Raw genomic sequence first — 22,198 nt, forward strand, 5'->3', positions numbered from 1 at the left:
TGTCGTGAGTGGTAATTAGGGTTCTAACCCGAATTACCACTCACGACGGCCGCGGCAGGTCAGGCGAGGGAGATGACGACGGACTTCGTGCGCGTGTACGCGTCGAGGGATTCGGGGCCGTATTCGCGGCCGAAGCCGGAGTCCTTGACGCCGCCGAAGGGGATCGCGGGGTCGAGCATCGCCCAGTCGTTGACCCAGACGATCCCGGCCTGCAGCCGCGCGGCGACGCGGTGCGCGCGGGCGAGGTTCGTCGTCTGCAGCCCGGCGGCGAGGCCGTAGGGCGTGCTGTTGGCCATGGCGATCGCTTCGTCCTCGGTGGTGAAGCGCTGCACGGTCAGCACCGGACCGAAGATCTCCTCCTGGATCACGCGGGAATCCTCCGGCAGGTCCGCGATCACCGTCGGCTGGAAGTAGCAGCCGCCCTCGATGTCGGGCCGCCCGCCGCCGGCCACGATCCGGCCGCCGTCGGCGCGGGCCTGCTCGACGTACTGTTCCACCTTCGCCCGGTGCCGCTCGCCCGCCATCGGGCCGACCACCGTCGCGGGGTCGAACGGGTCGCCGACCGGCACGTGCGGCACGGCTTCGGCGAGTGCCCCCAGCACCGTGTCGTAGAGCGCGTCGGCGACGAGCAGCCGGGGCCCGCCCATGCAGAACTGGCCGGTGTTGAAGACGAACGCCTTGATCGCCGCGGCGATCGCCTGCTCGACGTCGGCGTCCTCGAACACGATGTGCGCGGCGTTGCCGCCCAGCTCGAGGGTGACCGGCTTCAGGTGCTGCCCGGCGACGCTCGCCGCGTGCCGGCCGACCGCGGTGGAGCCGGTGAACGCGATCTTGTCGATGCCGGGGTGGCTCACCAGGGCTTCCCCGATTTCCGAGCCGAAGCCGGTGACCACGTTGAGCACGCCGTCCGGCACGCCGGCCTCGGCGAGGATCCCGGCCATCAGCAGCGCGCTGAGCGAAGTGTCTTCGGCGGGCTTGTGCACCACGGCGTTCCCGGCGGCCAGCGCGGGCGCGATCTTCGAGGTGGACAGGATCAGCGGGAAGTTGAACGGGGTGATCGCGGCGACCACCCCGAGCGGTTCGCGGCGGGTGTAGGCGTGCGAAGGGATCGGGATCTGGCGCGTCGCGCCGTCCACGCCCTGCGCCAGGGCCGAGTAGTACTCGTACTGCTCGGCGACGGTCTCGACGTCGACCGCCCGGCACAGCGAGATCGGCTTGCCGACGTCGGCGCTCTCGACGGCGGCGATCTCGTCCGCGCGGGCTCGCACCAGGTCCGCGACCCGGTGCAGCACGCGGGCCCGCTCCCGGCCCGGCGTCGCGGCCCAGGCTCCGGCCGCCTGCCGGGCCGCGGCCACCGCGGCGTCGACGTCGGCGGCCGACGCGCGGGCGAGGGAGGTGAGGATCTTCCCGGTGGCCGGGTCGACGGCGTCGAAGCGGTCTTCGGTTTCCGTCCACCGGCCGCCGATGAACAGCCTGCCCGGTTCGACGTCCGGGCGGGGCCGGATGCCCGGCCGCTCCTGCACTGCGGTCATCGGTCCGACTCCTCACTGAGCGGGATGTATATCAGGAACCCTGAGATGCATCAGGATGCGGCGGGGAGCCGGTCCCTGTCAAGGGTTCGCGGCGACGGCGATTCACTCGGATAGGCGGTTTGAGTTGCGCGTGTACAGGCCGCGTGCGGGGGTAGGCGGTTCGGCCGTTGGCGGGGTTGCGCCGTTCGGATCAAGGACTACGCTGCGAAGTGCGGTTCAGCAGCATCCGTCCCCCGACTTGCCAGCGACCGAGCGGGTTGGCCGAAGACCCGCTCGTCACGTCATCTGTGAATGAGGCGTGGAAATGTTAGTCGTCCAGCCCCCCGCGACGGCGATCCCCGTAGCGCCGTCGAAGCGCGCACAGCGCACAGCGTCCGACATCCAGGTCATCCGCCCGTACTTCGGCGCGGTCATGGTCCGCATCCGAGGTGCGCTCGACGTGGACAGTGCGCCCCAGGTGCGCTCGGCGCTCAGCACCTGGGCCCACCGCAGGTTCCCGGTCCTCGTGCTGGACCTCTCCGAAGTCGACTTCCTCGACGGAGCGGGTCTTGCGGCCCTGGGCGGCATCCAGGCGCGGGTGGTCCGCGAGAACGCGACCCTGCGCATCGTCACCGGTGACAACCGGGTGGTGCGCCGCGCGTTGTCGGCGAGCGGGCTCGACCACGCGCTGAACGTCAGCCGGCTGCCGTCCGGGTGGGAACGCGCGACGGAGATCCACAGCCAGAGCTGACTGCTTCTCGGCACCCAGGTGATCTCCGGGTTCGCCGCTAGGAGTGTGCTGAATAAGGGGTGATTGGGGCGGGAAGAACGCCGACAAGGCCGTCTGTGCGGCGTTAGGTCAGGCCCCGGAGGGTCGACTACGTGGTCGTTCTTCCCGCCAGTGACCAGTCTGATGGCGCGTGACGGGCGGTGCAAGCGGGTCTCTGAGGTCCTCGACCCTTGGGCCAAGATCGTCAGACCGTCGCCCAGGTTCCGTGGTGGCGGGTGAGGCCGAGGTTGAGCAAGCGGCGCAGGTTCAACCCAGCCATCCGCAGGTGCAGCCACAGGTCGTTGGCGTCGACCCCGCGGTAGCGGAGTTTGCGGCAGCGGCCCTTCGGTCCGATCAGCCAGGCGATCGACCGTTCCACCATGGGGCGGTGCTGCCGGTAGGTCGCCCGCAGGGCCTCGTCGGTGCGCCAGTCGCGGCGAGCCTGGCGCAGCAGCGTGTCGTGGGGGTGCAGTTTCAGGGTCCGGCCGGTCTTGGCGGTGGTGCACCGTGCACGCAACGGGCAGTCCCGGCAGGCGGTGCCGAACACCACCGCCCGGGACCGGGTGATCCGCCGGGTGACACCGTTGGGGCAGGTCACCGTGCCGGAGGCGTCATCAACAGCAAAGTCATCGGTGGTGAAGCCACCAGGCACCGCGGGGCACAGCGGGCCCGGTTTGATGATCGCGGTATGCCCGCGCTCGCCCCAGGCGGCGCGGGCCTCGCCGGTGCCGTAGGCAGAGTCACCGAGCACCTCCAGCCCGCCGCCGGTCTGTTCCCCGTCGAGCAGGTCCGGCCCGATCACGGCTTCGTGGTTGTCGGCGCCGGAGGCCTTGGCGAGTTTGCCCGTCGGTGAACAGGCCGGTGTCCGGCTCGATCGCGACGTGGCCTTTATAGCCGTCCTGGCGGTGGTGCACGGATTTGTGGACGTGCCGGGCCTGCGGGTCCACGGTCGAGATCACCCGGTCCTCGGCAACTTTCCGCGCGATGCGCCACCGCCCGTCGGTGCCATCGGAGCCCTCCGCGGGTTCGACGTCCTGCCCGGCGACCAGCGCCAGCAACGCCACCGCCTGCTCGGCCTTGTCCTTCAGGTCAGTCCCGGCGAACGCGGCGACCACCGTCATCGCGTCGCCGACCAGCGCGGACACCAGTGCCTCACGGGCCTGCTTGTCATCCCACGCGATGTCCGGTTTTCCTGGATCGGTGTAGTCGTGCGCACCGCATTCGATAGCGATGATCTCCGCGGCGCCGGGGACCTCGCGGCCCACGCGGCGGATCGCGGCGATCAGCTGGGTGATCGTGTCCTGGGTGGCCACCGCGTCATCGAGCACCACCGAGTCCAGCGCACGCCGGGTCTTTCCCTGCAGCACACCCGTTTCCGCGATCACTGCGCGGACCGCGTCGAAGATCCGGTTCGGGCAGTCCGAGCGGGCCAGCCGACGCCGCCAGTAGGTCAACGTCGAGGGGTGGAATCCCTCGTGATCCAGCGGCAGCCCGCAGGCGACCTTCCACCGGATATCGCACCGCACCGCGGCCACGGCCTCCCGGTCGGACAGATCCTGCAAGGTCTGCAACACCAGCACCGACGCCGCCACCTCACACCGCAGGCTCGGCCGCCCGGTCGAACTGGGAAACAGATCCTCGAACAACTCCGCCGGGAACACCACCTGCCGGTGCTCAGCCAAGAACGCGTACACACTGCCCGCCGGAACCAGATGCCCGACCAGCGCAGCAGCATCCATCAGATCAGGATCAGCACCGCCAGCACCTTGCACCCCACGATCCTCCCAGCCCGGCTACCGGCCCGGGAGACTCGCGGGTTATTCAGCACACTCCTAGGCGCGGGCGGGTGCACGCAACCCGTCGATCGTCTCGCGCAGCGCCTCGTCGGTCGGGGTCGGCTCGATGCCGAACGCCGCCGTCGCGGCCGAAGAGTCGAGGACGAACGAGCGCCGCAGCTGGTACTGCATCTCCACCGTCTCCCGCGCGATCGGGTTGAAGAGCCCGCCGAGGCGCAGTACGAAGGGGGACATCGTGGCGACGCGGGCCGCCGGTGCGCCCGCCAGTTCCGCGGCGCGCCCGGCGAGTCGGCGCAGGGACATCGCCGGTGCGGTCGGCACGTGCCACGGCCGGCCCCAGGCCCGCTCGTCGGCCGCGACCGCGACCAGGGTGCGGGCGACGTCGCCGACGTGGGTCCAGCTGTGCGGGGCGTCCAGGTCGGCCGGTACCGAGGCTCGTTTGCCGGCCAGCACCTTCGGCAGCACCATCGCGGTGAACAGCGAAAGCGCGCCCGCACCGAGGTAGTCGGACCCGCGCACGTCGGCCGTGCGGATCCGGCCGGCCTCGTGCGCGGCCAGCGCGTCCGCCCACAGCTTGGCCCGCACTTCGCCCTTCACCGAGTTGGGCCGCATCGGCAGCTGCTCCGTGATCGGGCCGTCGACGGCGCCGTAGGCGTACAGGTTGCCGGTCGTGACGAGCACGGCGCCGCTCGCCTCGGCCGCGCGCAGGAGAGCCGCGCCGAGCGGAGGCCAGCCGGTGGCCCACTGGTGGTAGGCGGGGCCGCCGCAGCTGTACAGCGCGACCGCGCCGTCGGCGTGCCGAGCGAGGGTGGCGGCGTCGGTGGCGTCGGCGGCGACCCGCCGGACGCCTTCGATCTCCGGGCCACTGCCGCTGCGGCTGAGCAGGCGGACTTCTTCGTCACGGGACGCGAGAAGCCGAGCGGTGGCCGTGCCGACCGGGCCGGCTCCGACGACGACGTGCAAGGACATGAGGATCTCTTTTCCACCCAGGAGGAGAACACTGTTCTCGGATAAGAACACCGTACTGGGATGGCCGCGCTGCCGTCAAGAACACTGTTCTCGGCTAGTTCGGGTGTTCTCGGTCTGTGCGACACTGGGGGCATGTCCGCCTCGTCGCTGCGCGCCCGGGTCCGCTCGGAGATGCACCAGGAGATCAAGGAAACGGCCCGCCGCCGCCTCGCCGTGGAGGGGGCGAACCTGTCGCTGCGCGCCGTGGCCAGGGACATGGACATCGTCCCGTCCGCGCTGTACCGGTACTTCCCGAGCCGCGACGCCCTGCTGACCGCGTTGATCATCGACGCCTACGAAGGGCTGGGGACGGCGGCCGAGGACGCCGAAGCGGCGCTGCCGCGCGAGGACCTGCGCGGCCGGTGGCTGGCGGTGTGCCACGCGGTGCGATCCTGGGCGCTCGCGCACCCGGCCGAATACGGTCTCTTGTACGGAAACCCGGTGCCCGGCTACGCGGCCCCGCCGGAAACCGTGGCCCCCGCGTCGAAGGTGATCCTCCTGCTCGCCGCCGTCGTCGGCGACCTCCCCGCGAAGACGAGCCCGCCCGGCGGGCCGCTGCCCGGGCTCGTCCGCACCGACCTGCGGCGCCTGATCGACGAGCAGGCCACCGAACTGCCGGAGGAACGCCTGGACCGGGCCCTGCTCGCCTGGACGCACCTGTTCGGCCAGCTCAACTTCGAGGTCTTCCACCGGCTCGACGACATGATCCAGGCGCGCACCGAGTACTTCGAGCACCACCTGAGCCTGATGGCGGACGTCGCCGGCCTGCCGTGACATTTGCGGTCCGGGTGGCGGAGCCGACGCTGACCCCAGCTCGCGGTCCGCGGCCACGCTCTCCACGTCCCGCGCCTCACCCGCGCAGCAGCAAAGTTCGTGAAGGCCACCTTCACGAAGTACAACTTCCTCAAGGTGGCCTTCACGAACCGCGGACCGGTGCTGATCACCGGTGGGGCCTGGCCGCCCGGCGTTCCCGTCCACGCACGCGACGACGGTGGCCGCCGTGTGTTACAGCAGGCTCCGGACGCGGGCGCACTGGCCGACCGACGTGTACGGCGGCGTCGCGATCGGCGCCGTCGCGGGTGGGCTCGTGCACCGCCGGCTCAGGCGCGGAAGTACGCCCGGAAGGTAGTGCCGTCGTCGCCGGTGTGCAGGCGGACGAGGTCGGCGAGCTGGTTGACGAGCAGCAGCCCGCGGCCGCGCGGCTGGTAGGGGCTCGCGGGGTGGCGCCCGGCCAGGGGGTCGGTGAGCCGGCCGTGGTCGTGGACCTCGCAGACGAACTCGCCGTCGCCGCCCCAGAACCGGACGGTGCCGGACCCGCTGCCGTGTTCGATGCTGTTGGACAGCAGCTCGGTGACGACCACCTCGACGTCGGCGACCTGGGCGTCGCCCAGCCCGCAGGCGGCCGCGCGGACGTGGGTCAGCGCACGGGCCGCGGCGAGGTCGGTGGTGCCGGCCAGCTCGAAGGCCCCGTCCGGCACGGGCAGCGGCTGGTTGTACCGGGTGACGAGGCCGAGTGGATCGTAACCGGGGCTGGGGCGGCGCCCGGCGCCGTCGACCAGGACCGGGTGCGTGACCTCGGCGTCGGCGAGGACGTCCGGGGCGAGCGTGTCGGCGTCGTAGGGACACAGGATGGTCCCGTCCCGGCCGGTGAAGGCGAGGTTGATGAGGGCTTCGTGCTGGGCGCAGGCGGGGTACTCGACGGCGGAGCGTGCCGCCCAGATCGGCTCGCCGATGATCCGCACCGGCCGGCCTTGATGGCTGTCGGCGAAGGCGCGCAGCACGCCGGGGATGATCCAGGCGGGGTTGCGCCCGGCCTCGGTCATGTCCAGCAGCCGCACCCGGGCGGCGTCGGTGCCGAGTTCCCGCCGCAGCAGTGCGAGGTTGTCCCCGGGTACCGCGACCGCCACCGGCTCGTCCGCGGCGAGGCCGCCCCAGACGAACGGCACGGTGCCGGCCAGGTATTCGGCGGCTCCCCGGTAGAACAACGCGGGGTGCCCGAATGCGCCCGTCTTCGCGGTTGCGCTCAAGCCGCCTCTCCTTCCACGGGTGACGTCACCAGTATGCGCGAACCCACCCCCGGATCGGGCGACCCCCGGTCACTCGGCGCTACAGTGGCGATCTTCGCTTCGACCTGGGGGTCAGTGTGCTGGAGACGCGCCGCATCACGATGTCCGACGGCGCGGCGCTGCTGGGCGGCCTCGTATCGGGGGCGTTCGGGGCGTACGCGTACTACAGCCCGACGCTGCGGCCGCTCGCGCACGCGTTCACGCTGTGGATAGCCCTGCTGGCGGCGGTGGTCCCCGGCGCCCGCGACGGCCGGGCGATCGCCCGCGCGATCGTCGCCCTGGTGGCGGCCGTGCTCGCGTTCTACTACGGCAAGGACGTCATGTACGGCGTCAAGTACCCGGGAATGCCGTACCTGATCAGCACCGAGCAGATCGTGCTCTGGTGCGTGCTGGCGGCGGTCGCGGGCACGGCGGCGGGGCTCGTGTTCGGCCCGATCGGCCGCGAAGACGTGCGCGGCACGGTGAGCACGGCGCTCGCGGCGGGGTTGGTGATCGGCGAGGTGGTCCGCCGGTCCGACCGCACCGACGGGATCGTGTTCGCGGTCGCGACGCTGCTGGCGCTCGGGCTCGTGCTGGCCCGGGGAATCCGGTCGCGCCCGCAGGCCGTGCGGGTGGCGGGGTGGACGGTGCCGATGGCGTTGGCGGGGTTCCTGCTGGTTTCGGGGCCGGATCTGCTGGAGCAGATCCTGCTGGTTTAGCGCGGCGTCAGGTCAAGTTCAACGCGACACCGCAGAAAGCCCACGGCCGCGGTGTATCCCGCTGGTCAGTCCAGCGGAACGTAGTCGCCGCCGTTCTGGGCCGCCTGGAGGTCGGCGTGCGTCGAAGCCTTCGTCAGGAAGCGCCCTTGGACCACCCGGACGTACGCACCGTCCAACGGGAACACCAGCACGAACTTCGCCCCGTCGTTCCCGCGCAGAACCGCTCCCCGCCTCAGATTCTGAAGGAACTCGATGATGTCGCGTTCGATCTCCCCGGCGAATTCGCGCTGCGACTCCTGCGAAATGTCGTACAGATCGGTGTCGATGTCGTACGTGGTTCGCCGGCCCGTCACCGGGTCGCGGGCCTCGAACTCCACGCCGAGCCAGTGGCCCGGGTTGACCAGCACCGTCGCCTGCCAGGTGGATCCGCTCAGCTGCCAGGTGTCCTCGGCCGTGCGCGTCGCCCGGAGCTGCTGGAGGACCTCCAGCAGCCGCGAGCCGGTCATGGCGCTTCCGCCGGCCGGAGCCCGCGTTCGCTGACCGCCGTACCCGGTTCGCGCAGGAAGCGTTTCGCCGGTTCGGCGCCGGCTCCGTGCAGCAGCACGCTGCCGAGGACGCACGTGACCGTGATGGCCAGGATGGTGTCCGCGGTCCCGCCCTCCGGCAGGCGGTTGAACGCCAGCAGCCCGAACACGATCGACGTCGTCCCGCGGGGGCCGAGCACCCCCACCAGGAGCCGCTCCCGTGGCGAAAACTCCGAGCCGGCCAGGGACAGGAGGACCGGCAGCACGCGGGCGAGTGTCAGGGCCAGCGCGCAGAACAGCAGCACCTGCCACGACACCCCCAGCGAGACGATGAGCACCGCCGACACCCCGACCATGAACCACATGACCGTGGTCAGCAGCGCGGTGACGTCCTCCAGCAGCCGCAGGTCCGGGCCGAGGACCAGCCCGCCCGTGCGCCGCTCGGCCGGTGCGCTGCGGAGGAAGTGCGCCTGGGCCTGCCGGTGGACGTAGCGGAACGCGATGCCGCAGACGAACGAAGCCACGAAGCCGTTGCCGTCGATGCCGACGGTCACCGTGTAGGTCAGCAGCGGGGCGAGCAGGACGGCGACGCGGGACGACTGCCCGGTCATCCAGTTCCGCCGCTGGGCCCGGTCCATCAGCCACGCCAGCAGCGCGCCGATCACCACCCCCGCGACGACGGCTTTCAGCGCGAAGGGCACCACGGTTCCCAGCGCCGCCAGCGGGGTCCGGTGCTGGTCGTGGTCGCCCGCCAGGATGAGCGCGAAGAGGAACAGCGGGGAGACGATCCCGTCGTTGTACCCGCTCTCGACGTTGACCACGCTGCGCACGCGCGCCGGGACGGCCCGGTCACGGACCAGGCGCTCGGCCGGGGCGAAGTCGATCGGCATGACGACCCCGGCGATCAGCAGCAGGACCGGCCAGGACAGCCCGGGGAACAGCGCCCAGCCGAGCACCATCGCCAGGCCGAGGCTCAGCGGGAGCGCGATCAGGAGGAGCCGGGCCACCGAGCCCGGCGAGCTGCCCCAGAGCCGTCCGCCGCGCACCTCGGTGGCATCGGTGAACAGCAGCACGGCGAGGATGATCTCCGCGACCTGCTGCACGGCCTGGGTGTTGAGGACGGCGCTGATCGAGTCCTCGATGAAGAGGCCGGCCGCGACCCCCGCCAGCACCATGACCAGGGGCGCGCCGAGGTACCAGCGGTCCAGGCGCGAGGCCAGCAGGGACCGGACCACCAGGGCGGCGGCGATCGCGAGATACAGGGTGTTCATGGGACCTCGGGTTTTCGGGCGGCGGACGAAGGATCTGTCTACAGAGGACTAGCGGTGCCGGGTCGGTAGCGGCAGGCGCAGCTGCAGCCGGTAGCCGCCGTCGGCGCGGGGACCCGCCCGGACCGTGCCGCCGAGCAGCGCTGCGCGTTCCTGGAGGCCGACGAGCCCGTGCCGGGCGCTGGGCAGCGGCAGGGTCGGCCGGGTGGGGGCGGTGTTGCCGACGGTCACGGTCAGGTCGGTGTCCTCCTGGGTGAACTCGATGGTCGCGGTGCTGCCCGGGGCGTGCTTGCGGACGTTGGTGAGAGCTTCCTGGACGGTCCGGTAGATGGTGCGCTGGACGGCCGTGTCGATCCCGCCCGGTGCGGTGCCCTCGAGGCGGCACTCGATGCCGCTGCCGGCGATCAGGCGGTCCAGATCGGACAGCGTGGGCTGCGGGGCCAGTTCGGTGGCCGAACTGCCGGAGGCGCGCAGGAGGTTGACCATATGCCGGAGCTCGTCGAGCGTGTCCACCGACAGCCGGCGAACGTTCTCGGCCGCCGCCTTCAGATCCGGGTCCGAGGTGGAGACCCCCATCGCGCCCGCCTGGACGGCGATCAGGCTGACCTGGTGGGAGACGACGTCGTGCATCTCGCGGGCGAGCTGGTTGCGTTCGGCGGCCAGGATCGCCTGGGCGTCCAGCTCCCGCTCGTGCTCGCGCGCCTGGCGGATGTCCTCCAGCCGCAGCGCCAGTTCCTGCCGCGCGTGGACGAGCCTGCCGAAGAAGATCGGCGCCGCCGCGGTCATCGTCGCGTAGATGAGGGTGAGCGCGAGGTCGGTGCGCTGGTACGCGAATTCGAGGCCGGGCACGAAGTAGCCGGCCGCGGCGAGCAGGCCGCAGGTGGTGAGCAGGACCCGGTTCGAATACCGCACGGCGACCACGTAGAGCGCGACGAGCGTCGCGATCACCGACCCCAGCAGGACCAGAGCGGGCAGGGTGACCACGAAGGCGGGGACGGGCCACCGCCGCCGGACGAGCAGCGCGCCGACGGCCACGGCGGCGGCGGCGATCGTCAGCGGATCGGAGGGCTGGTTGAACACCGCGTCGAGGGCGGCGAGGGCGATCAGCCCGGCGTCGGCGAGGACGGTCTGCGCCCGGTTCACGACGCGGGTTCGCCGTCGGCGAGCAGGCCCGCGCGCTGGGCCACGAGCGCGGCCTGCACGCGGCTGCCGACGCCGAGCTTGGTCAGGATCGCGGACACGTGGTCCTTCACGGTGCCGACACTGACGTGGATCCGGCGCGAGATGTCCGTGTTGGACAGTCCGTCGGCGATGAGGACGAGCACCGCGCGCTCGCGGTCGGAGAGCCGGCCGACCTGCGTGGCCGCGGCGGAACCGGCGCCCGAGTCGAGGTAGCCGTCGACCACCGTCCGGGTGACCTTCGGCGACAGGACGACGCCCCCGGCGGCCAGCGTGCGGACGAGCTGGGCCAGCTGCTCGGGCGCGGTGTCCTTGAGGATGAACCCGGCCGCGCCGGACCGCAGGGCGGTGGCGATGTACTCGTCGGAGTCGAACGTGGTGAGCATCGCGACGACCGGCGGGTCCGCCAGGCCGCGCAGCTGCCGCAGGATGGTCAGGCCGTCGACGTCGGGCATCCGGATGTCGAGCAGCACGACGTCGGGGCGCTGCAGGCCCACCTCCTTGACCGCCTGCGCGCCGGTGACGGTCGCCACCACCTCGATGTCGCCCGCCGCCTGCAGGATGAGGCGGAAACCCGAACGCACCAGCTCCTCGTCGTCGACGACGACCACTCGAACCATGCGCCCAGTTTCGCCGGGAGCGGCCCGGGCCCGCCACCCGGAGCCCGGCGGCCGCGGACCGCCGACCGGCTGAAGCGCACCAGCCGGTCGGCGGAAAGTTCGGGCCGGGTCGCCGGTGCCGGCGGCCGGTGGCGGGCGGCCACGATGGAGCCCGACGGAAGGAGTCCCCAGTGGACAGCCAAGACGGCGAACCGGCCCCTCGATGAGCGCGTCGGTGCCGGCCGAGGTGATCCGCCACGCCCGGGAAGCGGGGCCGCTCGAGTCGCCGTGGATCTGGCTCGGCTGCGCGCTGGCGGCCGGCGTCTGCGTGGCGGTCACCGTCCTCGTGCGCCGCCACCCCGGCGCGCGCCGGTGCGGGATCGCCGTGACCGCGGTGTGCGTCCTGCTGGCCACGACCGCCGCGGTCAACGCCCACGTCGGCTACCTGCGCTCGGGACCGGACCTGGTTCTGCTGCTGCAGCGCGGCGGCGGCCCGTTCCACGGGATCGGGCGGCTGTTCGAGGACGACGCTCGATGCCCGGGACCCAGCGGATCCGGCTCGCCGACCCGGCCGACCCGGACGCCCCGCCGGTGGAGCGGATGGTCATCGCCGACCCGGCCAACGCCGTGCTGTCCGGCCGGAACTTCCTGCTCCTCCCACCCGGGTACACCGACGCCGCGAACGCGAACCGGCGGTACCCGGTGGTCTACCTGGTCCACGGGAGCCCCGGCGGCCCCGAGGACTGGCTCGCGGCGGGCGACGCCCCGGGAACGCTGCGGCTGTTCTACCGGAGCCGGGCGCTCCCGCCGATGATCGTGGTCAGCGTCGACCTCAGCGCGGGCAAGCCGGGACGCAACCGGGAAGGCCTCGACGTACCGGGCGGCCCGCGGCTGGAGACGTACCTGGCACGCAGCGTGGTGACCGCGGTCGACCGCCGGTACCGGACGCTGGCCGACCGGGAGCACCGCGCCCTCGGCGGCATGTCCGGGGGCGCCTTCGCGGCGTTGAACATCGGCTTGCACCACACCGCCGAATTCGGCGCGCTGCTGCTGAGCATGCCCTACGACACGCCGGAGAACCGGACGGCCCTCGGCGCGTCGGCGGACGCCAACACGCCACGGGAGTACCTGCGCACGATGCCGTTCCCGCGGCCGGTCGCGGCCTTCCTCGCGGCGGGAACGGGAGCGCCCGGTGACGTTGCCGACGCGCGCCGGATCGGGGAGGCGTTCCGCTCGCGGGGTCAGCAGGCGACGGTGCACACCGAGGACGGCTTCGGCCACACCTGGCGCACGGCCCGGGCGACGCTTCCGCACCTGCTCGCCTTCGCGGCCGAGGTGTTCGAGCACCCACGCGGGTAGCCTGCCGCGGCCGTGCGGGGGCGTCTGCGCCGGCCGAGAACACCCCAGCCCCGGCAGCAACACCACCCCGGCGGCCAACTCACCCGCGGGAACGGCCAACTCACCAACCGGAACGGCCAACTCACCCACACCGCCGGCGAGTTGGCCGTTCCGGTGCGTGAGTTGGCCGTTCCGGGCGGTGAGTTGGCTGTTCCTTGCCGTCGGGGTGTGGGTCAGTTTCCGATGCGGGCGCCGACTGCCGCCAATGCCGTGGTCACCGGCTGGAAGAACGTCACGCCGCCCGTGCGGCAGTTGCCACTGCCACCCGAGGTGACGCCGATCGCGCTGCCGTCGTCGGTGAACAGCGAACCGCCGCTGTCGCCCGGCTCCGCGCACACCGTCGTCTGGATCAGGCCCGTGACCCGGCCTTCGGGGTAGTTGACCGTGGCGTCGAGGGCCGTGACCCGGCCGCTGTGCAGCCCCGTGGTGCTGCCCATCCGGGACACCTGCCTGCCGACCTGGGCCGCGGCCGCGCGGGTGATGGCCACCGTCCGGCCGCCGCCGGTGTCGACGACGCTGGGGGCGCTGGTCGCGGCGTTGTCGTAGGTCAGCAGGGCGAAGTCGCCGGTGCCGGGGAACGTCGACTGCTTGAGCGTGGCCACCGCCCGCCCGCCCTGGGTCAGCGACCACGCGCGGCCGGCGGCGGCGCAGTGGCCGGCCGTGAGGATGCCGGGACCGCTGTTCGTCGTCACGTTGAACCCGAGCGAGCAGCGGGCCCCGCCGGCGAAGATCGCGTCGCCGCCTTCGGCGAACAGGCTGAGCACCCCGGGCGTCCGCTCGACGCGGACCGCCTTGCCGCGGGTGGCCGCGAGCAGGCTGTCCCACTGGGCGCCCTGCACCGTGCTGTCGGCGGTGACGACCGTTTCGCCGGTCCGCGCGTCGACCGCCCAGGCCGTGCCGGTGATGGCCGTTGCCTGCGTCGTCGCCTGTGCCGCGGTGTCGGTGCCGGCGTTGCCGGCGGCGTTCGCCTGGGGGAGGGCGATGGCCGCGGTGCCGGCGGCCAGGACGGCGGCGGCTGCGGCCAGGATCTTGCCGCGGCTGATCTTCCTGTGTCGGGAGCGCATGGCGGGGTGACCTCCGTAACCGTTGATCCACTTCCTGTAGTGGTCCACGGCCCGGCCGGGCGGCCGGTTCAGCCGGATCGGTAGCAACCGGTCGTTGAGAGAACACTGAGAGCGCCGCGGCCGTGATCGTGAACTCCCCGGAACGCGCGTGCGTGGGCCTGGCAGACGAACACTCCCAGGAGGCCACGGATGACCGAGATCATGGAGACGCGGCGGGCGGCCGTCGTCCGCAGCGAAGGCGAGTACCGGCTGGTCACCAACCAGGCGGTGCCCGCCGGCACCCTGCTGTTCACCCTCGACGGCGAGCTCACGGCGACGCCGACGCGCTACACCGTCCAACTCGACGAGCAGCAGCACGTCGACCTGCCCGCCGGCTGCTCGCTGGAAGAGGTGCTCGACCGCTACTACTGGCGCTTCATGAACCACGCCTGCGAACCGGCCGCGGTGATCCGCGACCGGTCGGTGCTCAGCCTGCGCCCGATCCCCGCCTGGTCGGAGATCACCTTCCACTACGCCAGCACCGAGTACGACATGGCCGAGCCGTTCCCGTGCCGCTGTGGCGGCGAGCGCTGCGACGGCGACATCCAGGGCTTCCGGTACCTGACGGCGGGGCGGCGCGAGGCCCTGCGCCCGCTGCTCTCGCCGTACCTGCTGGCCGTCCTCGACGGCCGCCTCGCCGAACCCGTCGGGGCGTGACGGTGAGCCAGGCGCCCCAGCCGTCCGACCTCGCACCCGCCCGCCTGCACGTCTTCTTCGAGCAGTCGGCCCGCCGGTGGCCGGACGCGATCGCCGTCGACCTCCCGCCGTCCGGCGGGCGGCCGCGGCGGACCGTCACCTACCGCGACCTGTACCGCCGGTCCGCCGCGGTCGCCCGGTCGGTGCAGCACGCCGTCCGGCGGCCGGGGATCGTCGCGATCCTGCTGTCCCGCACCACCGAGGACCTCTACCTGGCGCAGCTCGGCGTGCTGCGGGCCGGTTCGGCCTACGTCTGCCTCGACCCGTCGTTCCCCGACGAGCAGCTGGGCCACATCCTCGGCGACGCCGCGCCCGCGCTGCTGGTCACCGACCGGGCCGGGCACGACCGGGCCGTCCGGGCCGGCTACACCGGCGCGGTACAGCGCGTCGACGGTCCGGCCGAGCCCGCAGCGCAACCGGTCATCGCACCCGCGGCACCGCCGGGACTCGCCTACGTCATCTACACCTCCGGGACCACCGGCAAGCCGAAGGGCGTGCTCGTCGGGCACCAGGGCGTGGTCAACCTGATCCGGTCGGACGTCGCCGAATTCGGGCTCGGACCGGGGGACCGGGTGGCCCAGGGCTCTTCGCCCGCGTACGACTCGTCGGTCGAGGAGTCGTGGATGGCGTGGGCGTGCGGCGCCACCGTCGTGGTGATGGACGACGAGACCGCGCGGCTGGGCCCCGACCTCGTGCCGTGGCTGCGGCGGGAACGGATCACCGTGCTCTGCCCGCCGCCGACCCTGCTGCGCGCGACCGCGTGCGAAGACCCGCGGCGGGAGCTGCCCGACCTGCGCCTGCTCTACGTCGGCGGGGAAGCGCTGCCCGACGACGTCGCCGAGCGCTGGGCCCCGGGCCGCCGGATGGTCAACGGCTACGGGCCGACCGAGTGCACGGTGACCTGCCTGCGCGCCGACGTCGAACCCGGAAAGCCGGTCGCCGTCGGCAAGCCGGTGCCGGGCATGCGGGCCTGGGTTCTCGACGAGCGGCTCGAACCGGTCAAGCCGGGGGAGAAGGGCGAGCTGTGCATGAGCGGCGCCGGGCTGGCGCTGGGCTACCACGGCAAGCCGGAGCTCACCGCCGAGAAGTTCCCGCAGCACCCGCGGCTCGGGCGGCTCTACCGCACCGGCGACCTCGTGCACGCCGAGGCGGACGGGACGCTCTTCTACCACGGCCGCATCGACTCCCAGGTCAAGCTGCGCGGCTACCGGATCGAGCTGGAAGCCATCGAGGCGTCACTGGCCCGGTTCCCCGGCGTGCGCGAGGCGGCCTGCCGGGTCCAGGGCGAGGGCGCCGGCCAGGTGATCGCCGCGCACCTGGTGCCGGACGGAGCCATGCCGGATTCCGGGGCGCTCAAGGAGCACCTGCGGAAAGTGCTGCCGGTCTACATGATCCCGGCGGTCTTCGGGGAGATCGAAACCCTGCCGCGCAGCGCCGGGGGCAAGCTCCGCCGCACCGACCTCCCGGTGCTCGCCACCGGACGGCGGCACGCGGCCAAGCCGGCCGCCGCCGAGCCCGCCGGGGCCGGGAACGAAACCGAGGAGTTCATCGCGGCGGCCCTCCGCGAAGTGCTGGAAACGCCGGACATCGGGCTCGGCGACGACTTCTTCGACGACCTCGGCGGCAGTTCGCTGCAGGCGGCGATGCTCATCTCGAAACTGCGCGTCAACCCGCTCACCGAAGCCATCGCCGTCCGGGACGTCTACCGCGCCCGCACGGTGTCCGGACTGGCGAAGCTGGCCGCCCCGGTGACCCACGACGAGATCGACGCGGTCGCGGCCCCGGCCCGCAGCGCGGTCACCATCACGCTGGCCCAGGCGGCGTGGCTGACCGCCGAGCTGGCGATCGCCGCGCCGATCGGCTGGTTCGCCGCGTTCGTCGCGTTGCCGTGGCTGGCCGGGCGGATCGGCCTGGTTGCGCTGATCGTCCTGCTGCCGGTCGCGCTGGTGGCGATCGGGTTCGGCTGGACGCCGGTCGCGGTGTTCTTCGCCGTGCGCGCGAAACGGCTGCTCATCGGCAAGTTCGAGCCGACGCGGGTCCCGGTGTGGAGCGGGTTCCACCTGCGGCTGTGGATCGTGCGGCACCTGCTGCGGTTCGTGCCGTGGGGCACCATCGCCGGCACGGAGTTCCAGAACATGGCGCTGCGGAGGCTCGGCGCCCGGATCGGCAAGCGCGTGCACATCCACCGCGGGGTCGACGTCGTCCAGGGCGGCTGGGACCTCCTCGACATCGGCGACGACGCCACCATCGGCCAGGACGCCCAGCTCGGCCTGGTGCAGCTGACCGAGGGACACCTGGTGATCGGCCGGGTCACCGTCGCCGGCGGCGCCACCGTGGACGTCCGCGCGGGGATGTCCCCCAACACCCGCCTCGGCCGCGGCTCCTGGCTGGCCGCGTTGTCGTCGCTGCCGTCCGGGACCGCCGTGCCCGACGGCCGGCGCTGGGACGGCGTCCCGGCCCACGACGCCGGTCCCGCCCCGCAGGCGCCGGTGCCGGTCGTCTCGGGCAGCATGCTCTCGCCGTTCGCGCACGGGCTCGCGACCATCGCCGCCCGTGCGCTGTTCACCTGGATCTTCGCGCTGCCGCTCTCGATCGTCATGATCGCGCTGGTGATCGCCTTCGACGTCACCTACCCGGCCCTGCTGGACGTGGTCACCCAGCCGTGGGCGCATCCGGTGTTCCTGCTCGTCTTCGCCGTCGGGAGCTGCCTGTCGCTGCTGATCGGGGTCTGGCTCGAGGCGTTCTGCGCCCGGGCGCTCGGCCGCGTCGAGGAAGGCGTCATCAGCCGATGGAGTCCCGCCTACATCCGGGTGAGCCTCAAGACCGGCCTGGTCACCACGGCCGGGAACTGGCTCTCCGGCGGGCTGTTCTGGCCGGTGTGGCTGCGCTGGGCCGGGATGAAGGTGGGCCGTGGCTGCGAAATCAGCACGATCATCGACGTCGTCCCGGAGCTCGTCGAGATCGGGCCGGACACGTTCTTCGCCGACGGCATCTACCTCGGCGGTCCCCGGATCCAGCAGGGCACGGTCACCTTCGCGAAGGTCCGGCTCGGGCACGACACGTTCCTCGGCAACCACGCCGTCATCCCGGCCGGGCAACGGCTGCCACCGGACATCCTGATCGGCGTCTGCACGGTGGCCGACGACCGCATCATGCGGCCCGGCACGTCGTGGTTCGGCCACCCGCCGATGCTGCTGCCGCGCCGCGAGATCGTGGAGACCGACCGCAGCCTCACCCACGACCCGTCGTTCGCGCGGGTCGTCACCCGGGTGTTCTGGGAGTGGCTGCGCTTCGCGCTCCCGGTCGTCCCGCTGGCCGTCATGACCGCGTGGTTCGCCGGAATCGCCTACGCCGCCAAGGTGCTTCCCCTCGCCCTGCTCGTCTTCCCCGGCGCGGCGCTGGTCACCCTGGCCACGCTGGCGTTGCCCTGCCTGATCGTGTTCGCGCTCAAGTGGGGGCTGCTCGGCCGGGTCAAGCCCGGCGTGCACCCGCTGTGGTCGTGCTGGTGCAGCCGCTGGGACTTTCTCTACGTCGCTTGGGGGTTCATCGCCGGCGGGGTGCTGTCGGCACTGGAAGGCACCCTGATGCTGCCGCTCTACCTGCGCCGCATCGGCATGGACATCGGCAAGCGCGTCGTGCTCGGCGAAGGGTTCGCCCAGGTCGTCGACCCCGACATGCTGCACTTCGGCGACGGAGCGACGGTCAGCGCGATGTTCCAGGCCCACACGTTCGAGGACCGCGTGCTCAAGATCGACCACGTGTACGTCGGTGCCCACTCGACGCTCGCGCACGGCACAGTTCCGTTGTACGGGGCCGAAATCGGCGAACACGCCCACGTCGCCCCGCACAGCGTGATCATGAAACAGGAACACCTGCTCCCACGGCTGCGCTACGCGGGCGTCCCGACCACGGAACAGAAAGCGCCGTCGCCACGGACCAACCCGGAGCTGCCGACCCGGCCGCTGCGGCAGTCGGGTCGGCGGCCCGCGCCCGAGCCGCCGACCCAGGCGTTCTGGCAGGTCGACCGGACCTTCGCCGTGCCCGGCGAGCAGCCGGGCCGGCGAAGTTCCCCCGCTATGGCGCCGTCAGGTCGAATCGCTGGAGGGTGACCGAGCCGCCGAGGGCCTGGGTGGCGTGGTTGAAGACGGCGAACCGGTAGCCCATGAAGAACTGCCAGGCGTTGTTGAGCGTGAACGCCGTGCCCAGCGGGGTGAACGTCGTCCCGTCGGTGCTGTAGGAGAACCGGGCCTGGCGTCCGCTGCCGGGGCGGATGTCGGCGTTGACGCGCAACCAGATCTTGCTGCCGGACAGGGCGGCGCTCGCCACCTCCGTCCCGGTGCCGGTGGTGTTCCAGTTGCCGTCCATGGTCAGGCCGTTGACCATGACGATCCGGTTGCGGCCGCCATCGCGTTTGACGCCGATGTAGGCCGAGGAGTCGCGCAGCATCGCCAGCCCGGTGCGGTCGCCGTCACGCATCGACGTGAGGTCGAGCGTGGCGGTGCCGGTGGAGGTCGGTCCCTGGATCCGGCGGGTCACGGTGTTGCGGGCGGAGTACAGATCGTTGGTCACCGTCGCCGTCGACAACGTGAGCCCGTTCCCGACGGAGAACTTGGTCGTGTCGGGGTTGTGGTTCCACTCCCACTGCGGGCTCAGCGCCGGGCCTCCGAAGGTGTCGGTGCCGGTCATCGGCTCGACTTGCCGCGGTGGCGGTGGCAGGTTCGGCTTCGGGTAGGTGGTGCCCCAGCGGCCGTTGACCGTCTGGAGTTTCGGCCAGCCGTCGGCCGTCCAGGTGACCGGCGCGAGCGCGGGGACGCGGCCGCCGGGGTAGGCGTCGACGAAGGCCAGGTAGTACCAGTCGCCGTTCTGCGTCTGCACCAGCCCGCCCTGGTGCGGGACACCGCCGCCGGAGATCGGGCCCGGCAGGTCCAGCAGCACCTGCTGGACGGTGTAGGGCCCCCAGGGGCTGCTGGCCTTGAGGATGTACTGGCCGTTGGCCGGGCGGGTCACGAAGATGTAGTAGCTGCCGCCCCGTTTGTAGAACCGGGAACCTTCGAGCGTGCCGATGTTCGAGGGGGTCTGGAAGACCTGCTGCGAGCGGACTTCGGTCTTCCCGTCCTTGGACAGCTGGGCGACGCTGAGGGTGGTGTTGCCGTAGGCGACGTACATCGTGTCGTCGTCGTCGACGAGCATGCCCGCGTCGTAGTAGCACTTGTCGATCGTGGTGTGCTTCGACCATTGGCCGTCCACGGCGGTGGCGGTGTAGATGTAGGTCTTGGCGAAGTCGATGCAGCCGCCCCAGTAGTACGTGTCGTTGCTGGCGCGGTGGTTGAAGAACGACGCCCAGATGCCGCGCACGTACCCGCGTCCGCCGCTCATGTCGTACTTCGCGCCGAAGTCCAGTTTGGGCACGGAGTGGCCGGCGAACTCCCAGTTCACCAGGTCGTAGGACCGCAGGATCGGCGCGCCGGGGGAGTAGTGCATCGTCGAGGCGGAGTAGTAGTAGGCGTTGCCGACGCGGATGATGTCGACGTCGGCGAAGTCCTGCCACAGCACCGGGTTCGTGAACGTCGACGGCTGGTTCGGGGTGGTCGTGGTGGTCGGCGTCGTCGGTGTGGTGGGGGTGGTCGGGGTCGTCGGCGTGGACGGGGCCGTTGGCTCGACGCCGCCGGTGCAGAGGGTGCCGTTGAGCCGGAACTCCGACGGGGTCGGGTTGGCCGAGGTGAACGAGCCGTTGAAGCCGAACTCCGCCTTGCCGCCGGTCGGGATGGCCGCGTTGTAGGCGACGTTCTTCGCGTTGACGGTGGCTCCGGCCTGGGTGATGGTCGCGTTCCAGTGCTGGCCCACCTGCTGGCCGGAGGTGAACAACCAGGTCAGCGTCCACCCGTCGATCGCGTCACCGAGGTTGGTGATCGACACGGACGCGCCGAAGCCGCCCTGCCATTCGGACGTCTTCGTGTAGGTGACGGCGCACCCGGCCGCGGCGTGCGCGGCCGGGGTCGCCACCAGGACGGCGCCGGCGAGGCCGGTCGCGGCGAGCAGGGCCGAGGCGGCCGCCCGGGATCGTCGGCGTGACACCACTTGTACATCCTTTCCGCGCCCCAAGGTGGCCTTGGTTGCGTCTGACGCACCGAAGGCCGCCTTGGGTGCGTCAGACGCACCGAAGGCCGCCTTGGGGCGCTTGGAGTCGGGCTTCGTATGGTCAGGCGGCGAACTGCCACCAGTTCATGTTGAAGAGGTAGCCGCTGCCGCCGGTGAACCGCAGGACCAGGTCCTGGGTGCCGGTGACACCGCTGACCGGGCAGGACACCGACGTCCACGTCTGCCAGCCGCCGGTGCCGGAAACGGTGCAGCGGCCCACCACCGCGCCGGTGGCGCTGCCCAGCCGGACCTCGATCGTGCCGCCGGAGGTCCCGGAGGCGACCCGGGCGGTGAACGTCTTCGCGCCCGCGCCGAAGGCGACGTTGCGGACCTTGACGTTGTCGCCGTTCTCGATCCAGCCGATGTTCATGCCGCCTTCGGAGGCCGGTTCGGTTTCGATGCCCGATTCCCGGTTGATGGTTTCCGCTTCCTGCCGGGTGTAGGGGTCGAGCGTGTCGGCCGGCAGCGGCCCGCCGGTGGTCATGGTGATGGTGGGGATGCTGCCGTCGGCGTTGTAGGCGAACTTCTCCACGGCCACCGAGCGGGTGTAGCCGCCCCCGCCCGGCAAAGCGCCGTTGTGGTAGAAGAAGTACGAGCCGCCCTTGTAGTCGATGATCCCCGGGTGGTTGGTGAAGCTGCCGCCCTGGGTGGGCATCACCGTGCCGCGGTAGGTCCACGGGCCGGTCGGGCCGGGCGAGGTGGAGTAGGCGATGAACTCCGAGCAGCACTTGGCCGCGAACACGTTGTAGTACGTGCCGTTGCGCTTGTAGACCCAGGGGCCTTCCTCGTACAGCGTCGGGCGGTTGCCGCCGTTGGGCCGAGTGCCGAACCCGGCCGTGGTGAGCGGGATCTGGTTGATGCCGCCCGAGTACGACGTCATGTCCGCGTTGAGCCGCACGTACGACAGGTTCGGGTTGCCCCAATACAGGTAAGCCTGGCCGTTGTCGTCGATGAAGACGGTCGGGTCGATCTCGCCGTTTTCGACGAGCGGGCGGCCGATGGCGTCGCGGAACGGCCCGGTGGGGCTGTCCGCGACGCCGACCCCGATGGCCATCCGGCCGGTCGAGCGGTTGACCACCGGGACGTACCAGTAGAACTTCCCGTTGCGCTCGACGGCCTGCCCGGCCCACGCGTCCTGCTTGGCCCAGCTGAACGTCGACAGGCCCATCGGCGAGCCGTGGTCGGTCCAGTTGACCATGTCCGCCGACGACCAGACCCGCCAGTCCTTCATGGTGAAGTAGGTCGAGCCGTCCTCGTCGTGTCCGGTGTAGAGGTAGACGCGGCCGTTGTGCACCAGCGGGGCCGGGTCGGCGGTGTAGACCTGCTGGACGATCGGGTTGTCGGCGTGCGCGGTGCCGGGCAGGAGCGCCGTGGCGCACAGGGCTGCGGTCATCCAGGCGAGCAGGCGCCTTCGGTGGGGCACGGTGGTTCTCCGTTCGTCGGGA

Annotated in this window: 17 protein-coding genes and 1 pseudogene; 7 read left to right on the forward strand and 11 right to left on the reverse strand. The window is 71.8% G+C overall.

The window, feature by feature from the left end; genetic code table 11:
• Nucleotides 1-59 precede the first annotated feature (59 nt).
• Nucleotides 60-1,532 carry an aldehyde dehydrogenase family protein gene (locus ACLJQF_RS45620; RefSeq protein ID WP_410616654.1) on the reverse strand — a complete coding sequence of 491 codons (1,473 nt, stop codon included), beginning with the start codon at nucleotides 1,530-1,532 and terminating at the stop codon, nucleotides 60-62.
• A 304-nt stretch (nucleotides 1,533-1,836) separates the two neighbouring features.
• Here ACLJQF_RS45620 and ACLJQF_RS45625 point away from each other — a divergent pair, with 304 nt between their 5' ends.
• Nucleotides 1,837-2,262, forward strand: a complete 426-nt coding sequence (locus tag ACLJQF_RS45625) for an STAS domain-containing protein (RefSeq protein WP_410616656.1) — start codon at nucleotides 1,837-1,839, stop codon at nucleotides 2,260-2,262.
• A 223-nt stretch (nucleotides 2,263-2,485) separates the two neighbouring features.
• On the opposite strand, the pseudogene ACLJQF_RS45630 reads toward ACLJQF_RS45625, so the two are convergent.
• Nucleotides 2,486-4,052: pseudogene (locus ACLJQF_RS45630) on the reverse strand (IS1182 family transposase).
• Nucleotides 4,053-4,112: 60 nt separating this feature from the next.
• The gene (locus ACLJQF_RS45635; protein WP_410616658.1) at nucleotides 4,113-5,045 is read right to left on the reverse strand and encodes an NAD-dependent epimerase/dehydratase family protein; all 933 of its coding nucleotides are present in this window, start codon (nucleotides 5,043-5,045) and stop codon (nucleotides 4,113-4,115) included.
• Nucleotides 5,046-5,177: 132 nt separating this feature from the next.
• Here ACLJQF_RS45635 and ACLJQF_RS45640 point away from each other — a divergent pair, with 132 nt between their 5' ends.
• On the forward strand, nucleotides 5,178-5,858 hold the full coding sequence (locus tag ACLJQF_RS45640; RefSeq protein ID WP_410616660.1) for a TetR/AcrR family transcriptional regulator: 681 nt from the start codon (nucleotides 5,178-5,180) through the stop codon (nucleotides 5,856-5,858).
• A gap of 226 nt (nucleotides 5,859-6,084) precedes the next feature.
• A complete protein-coding gene (locus ACLJQF_RS45645) occupies nucleotides 6,085-6,213 on the forward strand; it encodes a phosphatase PAP2 family protein (protein WP_410616700.1) in 129 nt (42 codons plus the stop codon).
• Here the strand turns inward: ACLJQF_RS45645 and ACLJQF_RS45650 are convergent.
• On the reverse strand, nucleotides 6,185-7,111 hold the full coding sequence (locus tag ACLJQF_RS45650; protein WP_410616661.1) for an anti-sigma factor RsbA family regulatory protein: 927 nt from the start codon (nucleotides 7,109-7,111) through the stop codon (nucleotides 6,185-6,187). The genes ACLJQF_RS45645 and ACLJQF_RS45650 overlap by 29 nt on opposite strands.
• A 116-nt stretch (nucleotides 7,112-7,227) precedes the next feature.
• Between ACLJQF_RS45650 and ACLJQF_RS45655 the strand changes: the two genes are divergently transcribed.
• The gene (locus ACLJQF_RS45655; RefSeq protein ID WP_410616662.1) at nucleotides 7,228-7,848 is read left to right on the forward strand and encodes a hypothetical protein; all 621 of its coding nucleotides are present in this window, start codon (nucleotides 7,228-7,230) and stop codon (nucleotides 7,846-7,848) included.
• A gap of 65 nt (nucleotides 7,849-7,913) precedes the next feature.
• On the opposite strand, the gene ACLJQF_RS45660 is transcribed toward ACLJQF_RS45655, so the two are convergent.
• Genes ACLJQF_RS45660 through ACLJQF_RS45675 form a run of 4 tightly spaced genes read right to left on the reverse strand, consistent with a single transcriptional unit; the run spans nucleotide 7,914 to nucleotide 11,439 of the window.
• The gene (locus tag ACLJQF_RS45660; protein ID WP_410616663.1) at nucleotides 7,914-8,354 is read right to left on the reverse strand and encodes a hypothetical protein; all 441 of its coding nucleotides are present in this window, start codon (nucleotides 8,352-8,354) and stop codon (nucleotides 7,914-7,916) included.
• Nucleotides 8,351-9,643 carry a cation:proton antiporter gene (locus ACLJQF_RS45665; protein ID WP_410616665.1) on the reverse strand — a complete coding sequence of 431 codons (1,293 nt, stop codon included), beginning with the start codon at nucleotides 9,641-9,643 and terminating at the stop codon, nucleotides 8,351-8,353. The genes ACLJQF_RS45660 and ACLJQF_RS45665 overlap by 4 nt, the downstream gene beginning before the upstream one ends.
• 48 nt (nucleotides 9,644-9,691) lie before the next feature.
• Nucleotides 9,692-10,783 (reverse strand): sensor histidine kinase, encoded by a 1,092-nt coding sequence (locus ACLJQF_RS45670; RefSeq protein WP_410616666.1) that lies wholly within the window; start codon nucleotides 10,781-10,783, stop codon nucleotides 9,692-9,694.
• Nucleotides 10,780-11,439, reverse strand: a complete 660-nt coding sequence (locus tag ACLJQF_RS45675; RefSeq protein WP_410616668.1) for a response regulator — start codon at nucleotides 11,437-11,439, stop codon at nucleotides 10,780-10,782. The genes ACLJQF_RS45670 and ACLJQF_RS45675 overlap by 4 nt, the downstream gene beginning before the upstream one ends.
• A 513-nt stretch (nucleotides 11,440-11,952) precedes the next feature.
• Here ACLJQF_RS45675 and ACLJQF_RS45680 point away from each other — a divergent pair.
• A complete protein-coding gene (locus tag ACLJQF_RS45680) occupies nucleotides 11,953-12,777 on the forward strand; it encodes an alpha/beta hydrolase (RefSeq protein WP_410616669.1) in 825 nt (274 codons plus the stop codon).
• A gap of 212 nt (nucleotides 12,778-12,989) precedes the next feature.
• Here ACLJQF_RS45680 and ACLJQF_RS45685 read toward each other — a convergent pair whose 3' ends face one another.
• Nucleotides 12,990-13,880 (reverse strand): S1 family peptidase, encoded by an 891-nt coding sequence (locus ACLJQF_RS45685; RefSeq protein WP_410616671.1) that lies wholly within the window; start codon nucleotides 13,878-13,880, stop codon nucleotides 12,990-12,992.
• 189 nt (nucleotides 13,881-14,069) lie between these two features.
• Between ACLJQF_RS45685 and ACLJQF_RS45690 the strand changes: the two genes are divergently transcribed.
• Together ACLJQF_RS45690 and ACLJQF_RS45695 are read left to right on the forward strand one after the other, a co-directional pair.
• Nucleotides 14,070-14,576: an SET domain-containing protein-lysine N-methyltransferase gene (locus ACLJQF_RS45690; RefSeq protein ID WP_410616672.1), complete on the forward strand. Its 507-nt coding sequence runs from the start codon at nucleotides 14,070-14,072 to the stop codon at nucleotides 14,574-14,576.
• Nucleotides 14,577-14,578: 2 nt separating this feature from the next.
• On the forward strand, nucleotides 14,579-18,724 hold the full coding sequence (locus ACLJQF_RS45695; protein ID WP_410616674.1) for an amino acid adenylation domain-containing protein: 4,146 nt from the start codon (nucleotides 14,579-14,581) through the stop codon (nucleotides 18,722-18,724).
• On the opposite strand, the gene ACLJQF_RS45700 is transcribed toward ACLJQF_RS45695, so the two are convergent.
• Both ACLJQF_RS45700 and ACLJQF_RS45705 read right to left on the reverse strand, forming a co-directional pair.
• The gene (locus ACLJQF_RS45700; protein ID WP_410616675.1) at nucleotides 18,690-20,693 is read right to left on the reverse strand and encodes a family 43 glycosylhydrolase; all 2,004 of its coding nucleotides are present in this window, start codon (nucleotides 20,691-20,693) and stop codon (nucleotides 18,690-18,692) included. The genes ACLJQF_RS45695 and ACLJQF_RS45700 overlap by 35 nt on opposite strands.
• 121 nt (nucleotides 20,694-20,814) lie before the next feature.
• Entirely contained in the window at nucleotides 20,815-22,146 is a 1,332-nt protein-coding gene (locus tag ACLJQF_RS45705; RefSeq protein WP_410616702.1) for a glycoside hydrolase family 43 protein, read from the reverse strand.
• Nucleotides 22,147-22,198: the final 52 nt, after the last annotated feature.

The sequence above is a fragment of the Amycolatopsis sp. lyj-109 genome, from assembly GCF_046548995.1.
Lineage (GTDB): Bacteria > Actinomycetota > Actinomycetes > Mycobacteriales > Pseudonocardiaceae > Amycolatopsis.

What these genes read in the sequence shown, in the direction of transcription:
- ACLJQF_RS45620 (WP_410616654.1), bottom strand. Translation starts at nt 1,532, where the DNA reads ATGACCGCAGTGCAGGAGCGGCCGGGCATCCGGCCCCGCCCGGACGTC.
- ACLJQF_RS45625 (WP_410616656.1), top strand. Translation starts at nt 1,837, where the DNA reads ATGTTAGTCGTCCAGCCCCCCGCGACGGCGATCCCCGTAGCGCCGTCG.
- ACLJQF_RS45635 (WP_410616658.1), bottom strand. Translation starts at nt 5,045, where the DNA reads ATGTCCTTGCACGTCGTCGTCGGAGCCGGCCCGGTCGGCACGGCCACC.
- ACLJQF_RS45640 (WP_410616660.1), top strand. Translation starts at nt 5,178, where the DNA reads ATGTCCGCCTCGTCGCTGCGCGCCCGGGTCCGCTCGGAGATGCACCAG.
- ACLJQF_RS45660 (WP_410616663.1), bottom strand. Translation starts at nt 8,354, where the DNA reads ATGACCGGCTCGCGGCTGCTGGAGGTCCTCCAGCAGCTCCGGGCGACG.
- ACLJQF_RS45665 (WP_410616665.1), bottom strand. Translation starts at nt 9,643, where the DNA reads ATGAACACCCTGTATCTCGCGATCGCCGCCGCCCTGGTGGTCCGGTCC.
- ACLJQF_RS45675 (WP_410616668.1), bottom strand. Translation starts at nt 11,439, where the DNA reads ATGGTTCGAGTGGTCGTCGTCGACGACGAGGAGCTGGTGCGTTCGGGT.
- ACLJQF_RS45680 (WP_410616669.1), top strand. Translation starts at nt 11,953, where the DNA reads ATGCCCGGGACCCAGCGGATCCGGCTCGCCGACCCGGCCGACCCGGAC.
- ACLJQF_RS45685 (WP_410616671.1), bottom strand. Translation starts at nt 13,880, where the DNA reads ATGCGCTCCCGACACAGGAAGATCAGCCGCGGCAAGATCCTGGCCGCA.
- ACLJQF_RS45690 (WP_410616672.1), top strand. Translation starts at nt 14,070, where the DNA reads ATGACCGAGATCATGGAGACGCGGCGGGCGGCCGTCGTCCGCAGCGAA.
- ACLJQF_RS45705 (WP_410616702.1), bottom strand. Translation starts at nt 22,146, where the DNA reads ATGACCGCAGCCCTGTGCGCCACGGCGCTCCTGCCCGGCACCGCGCAC.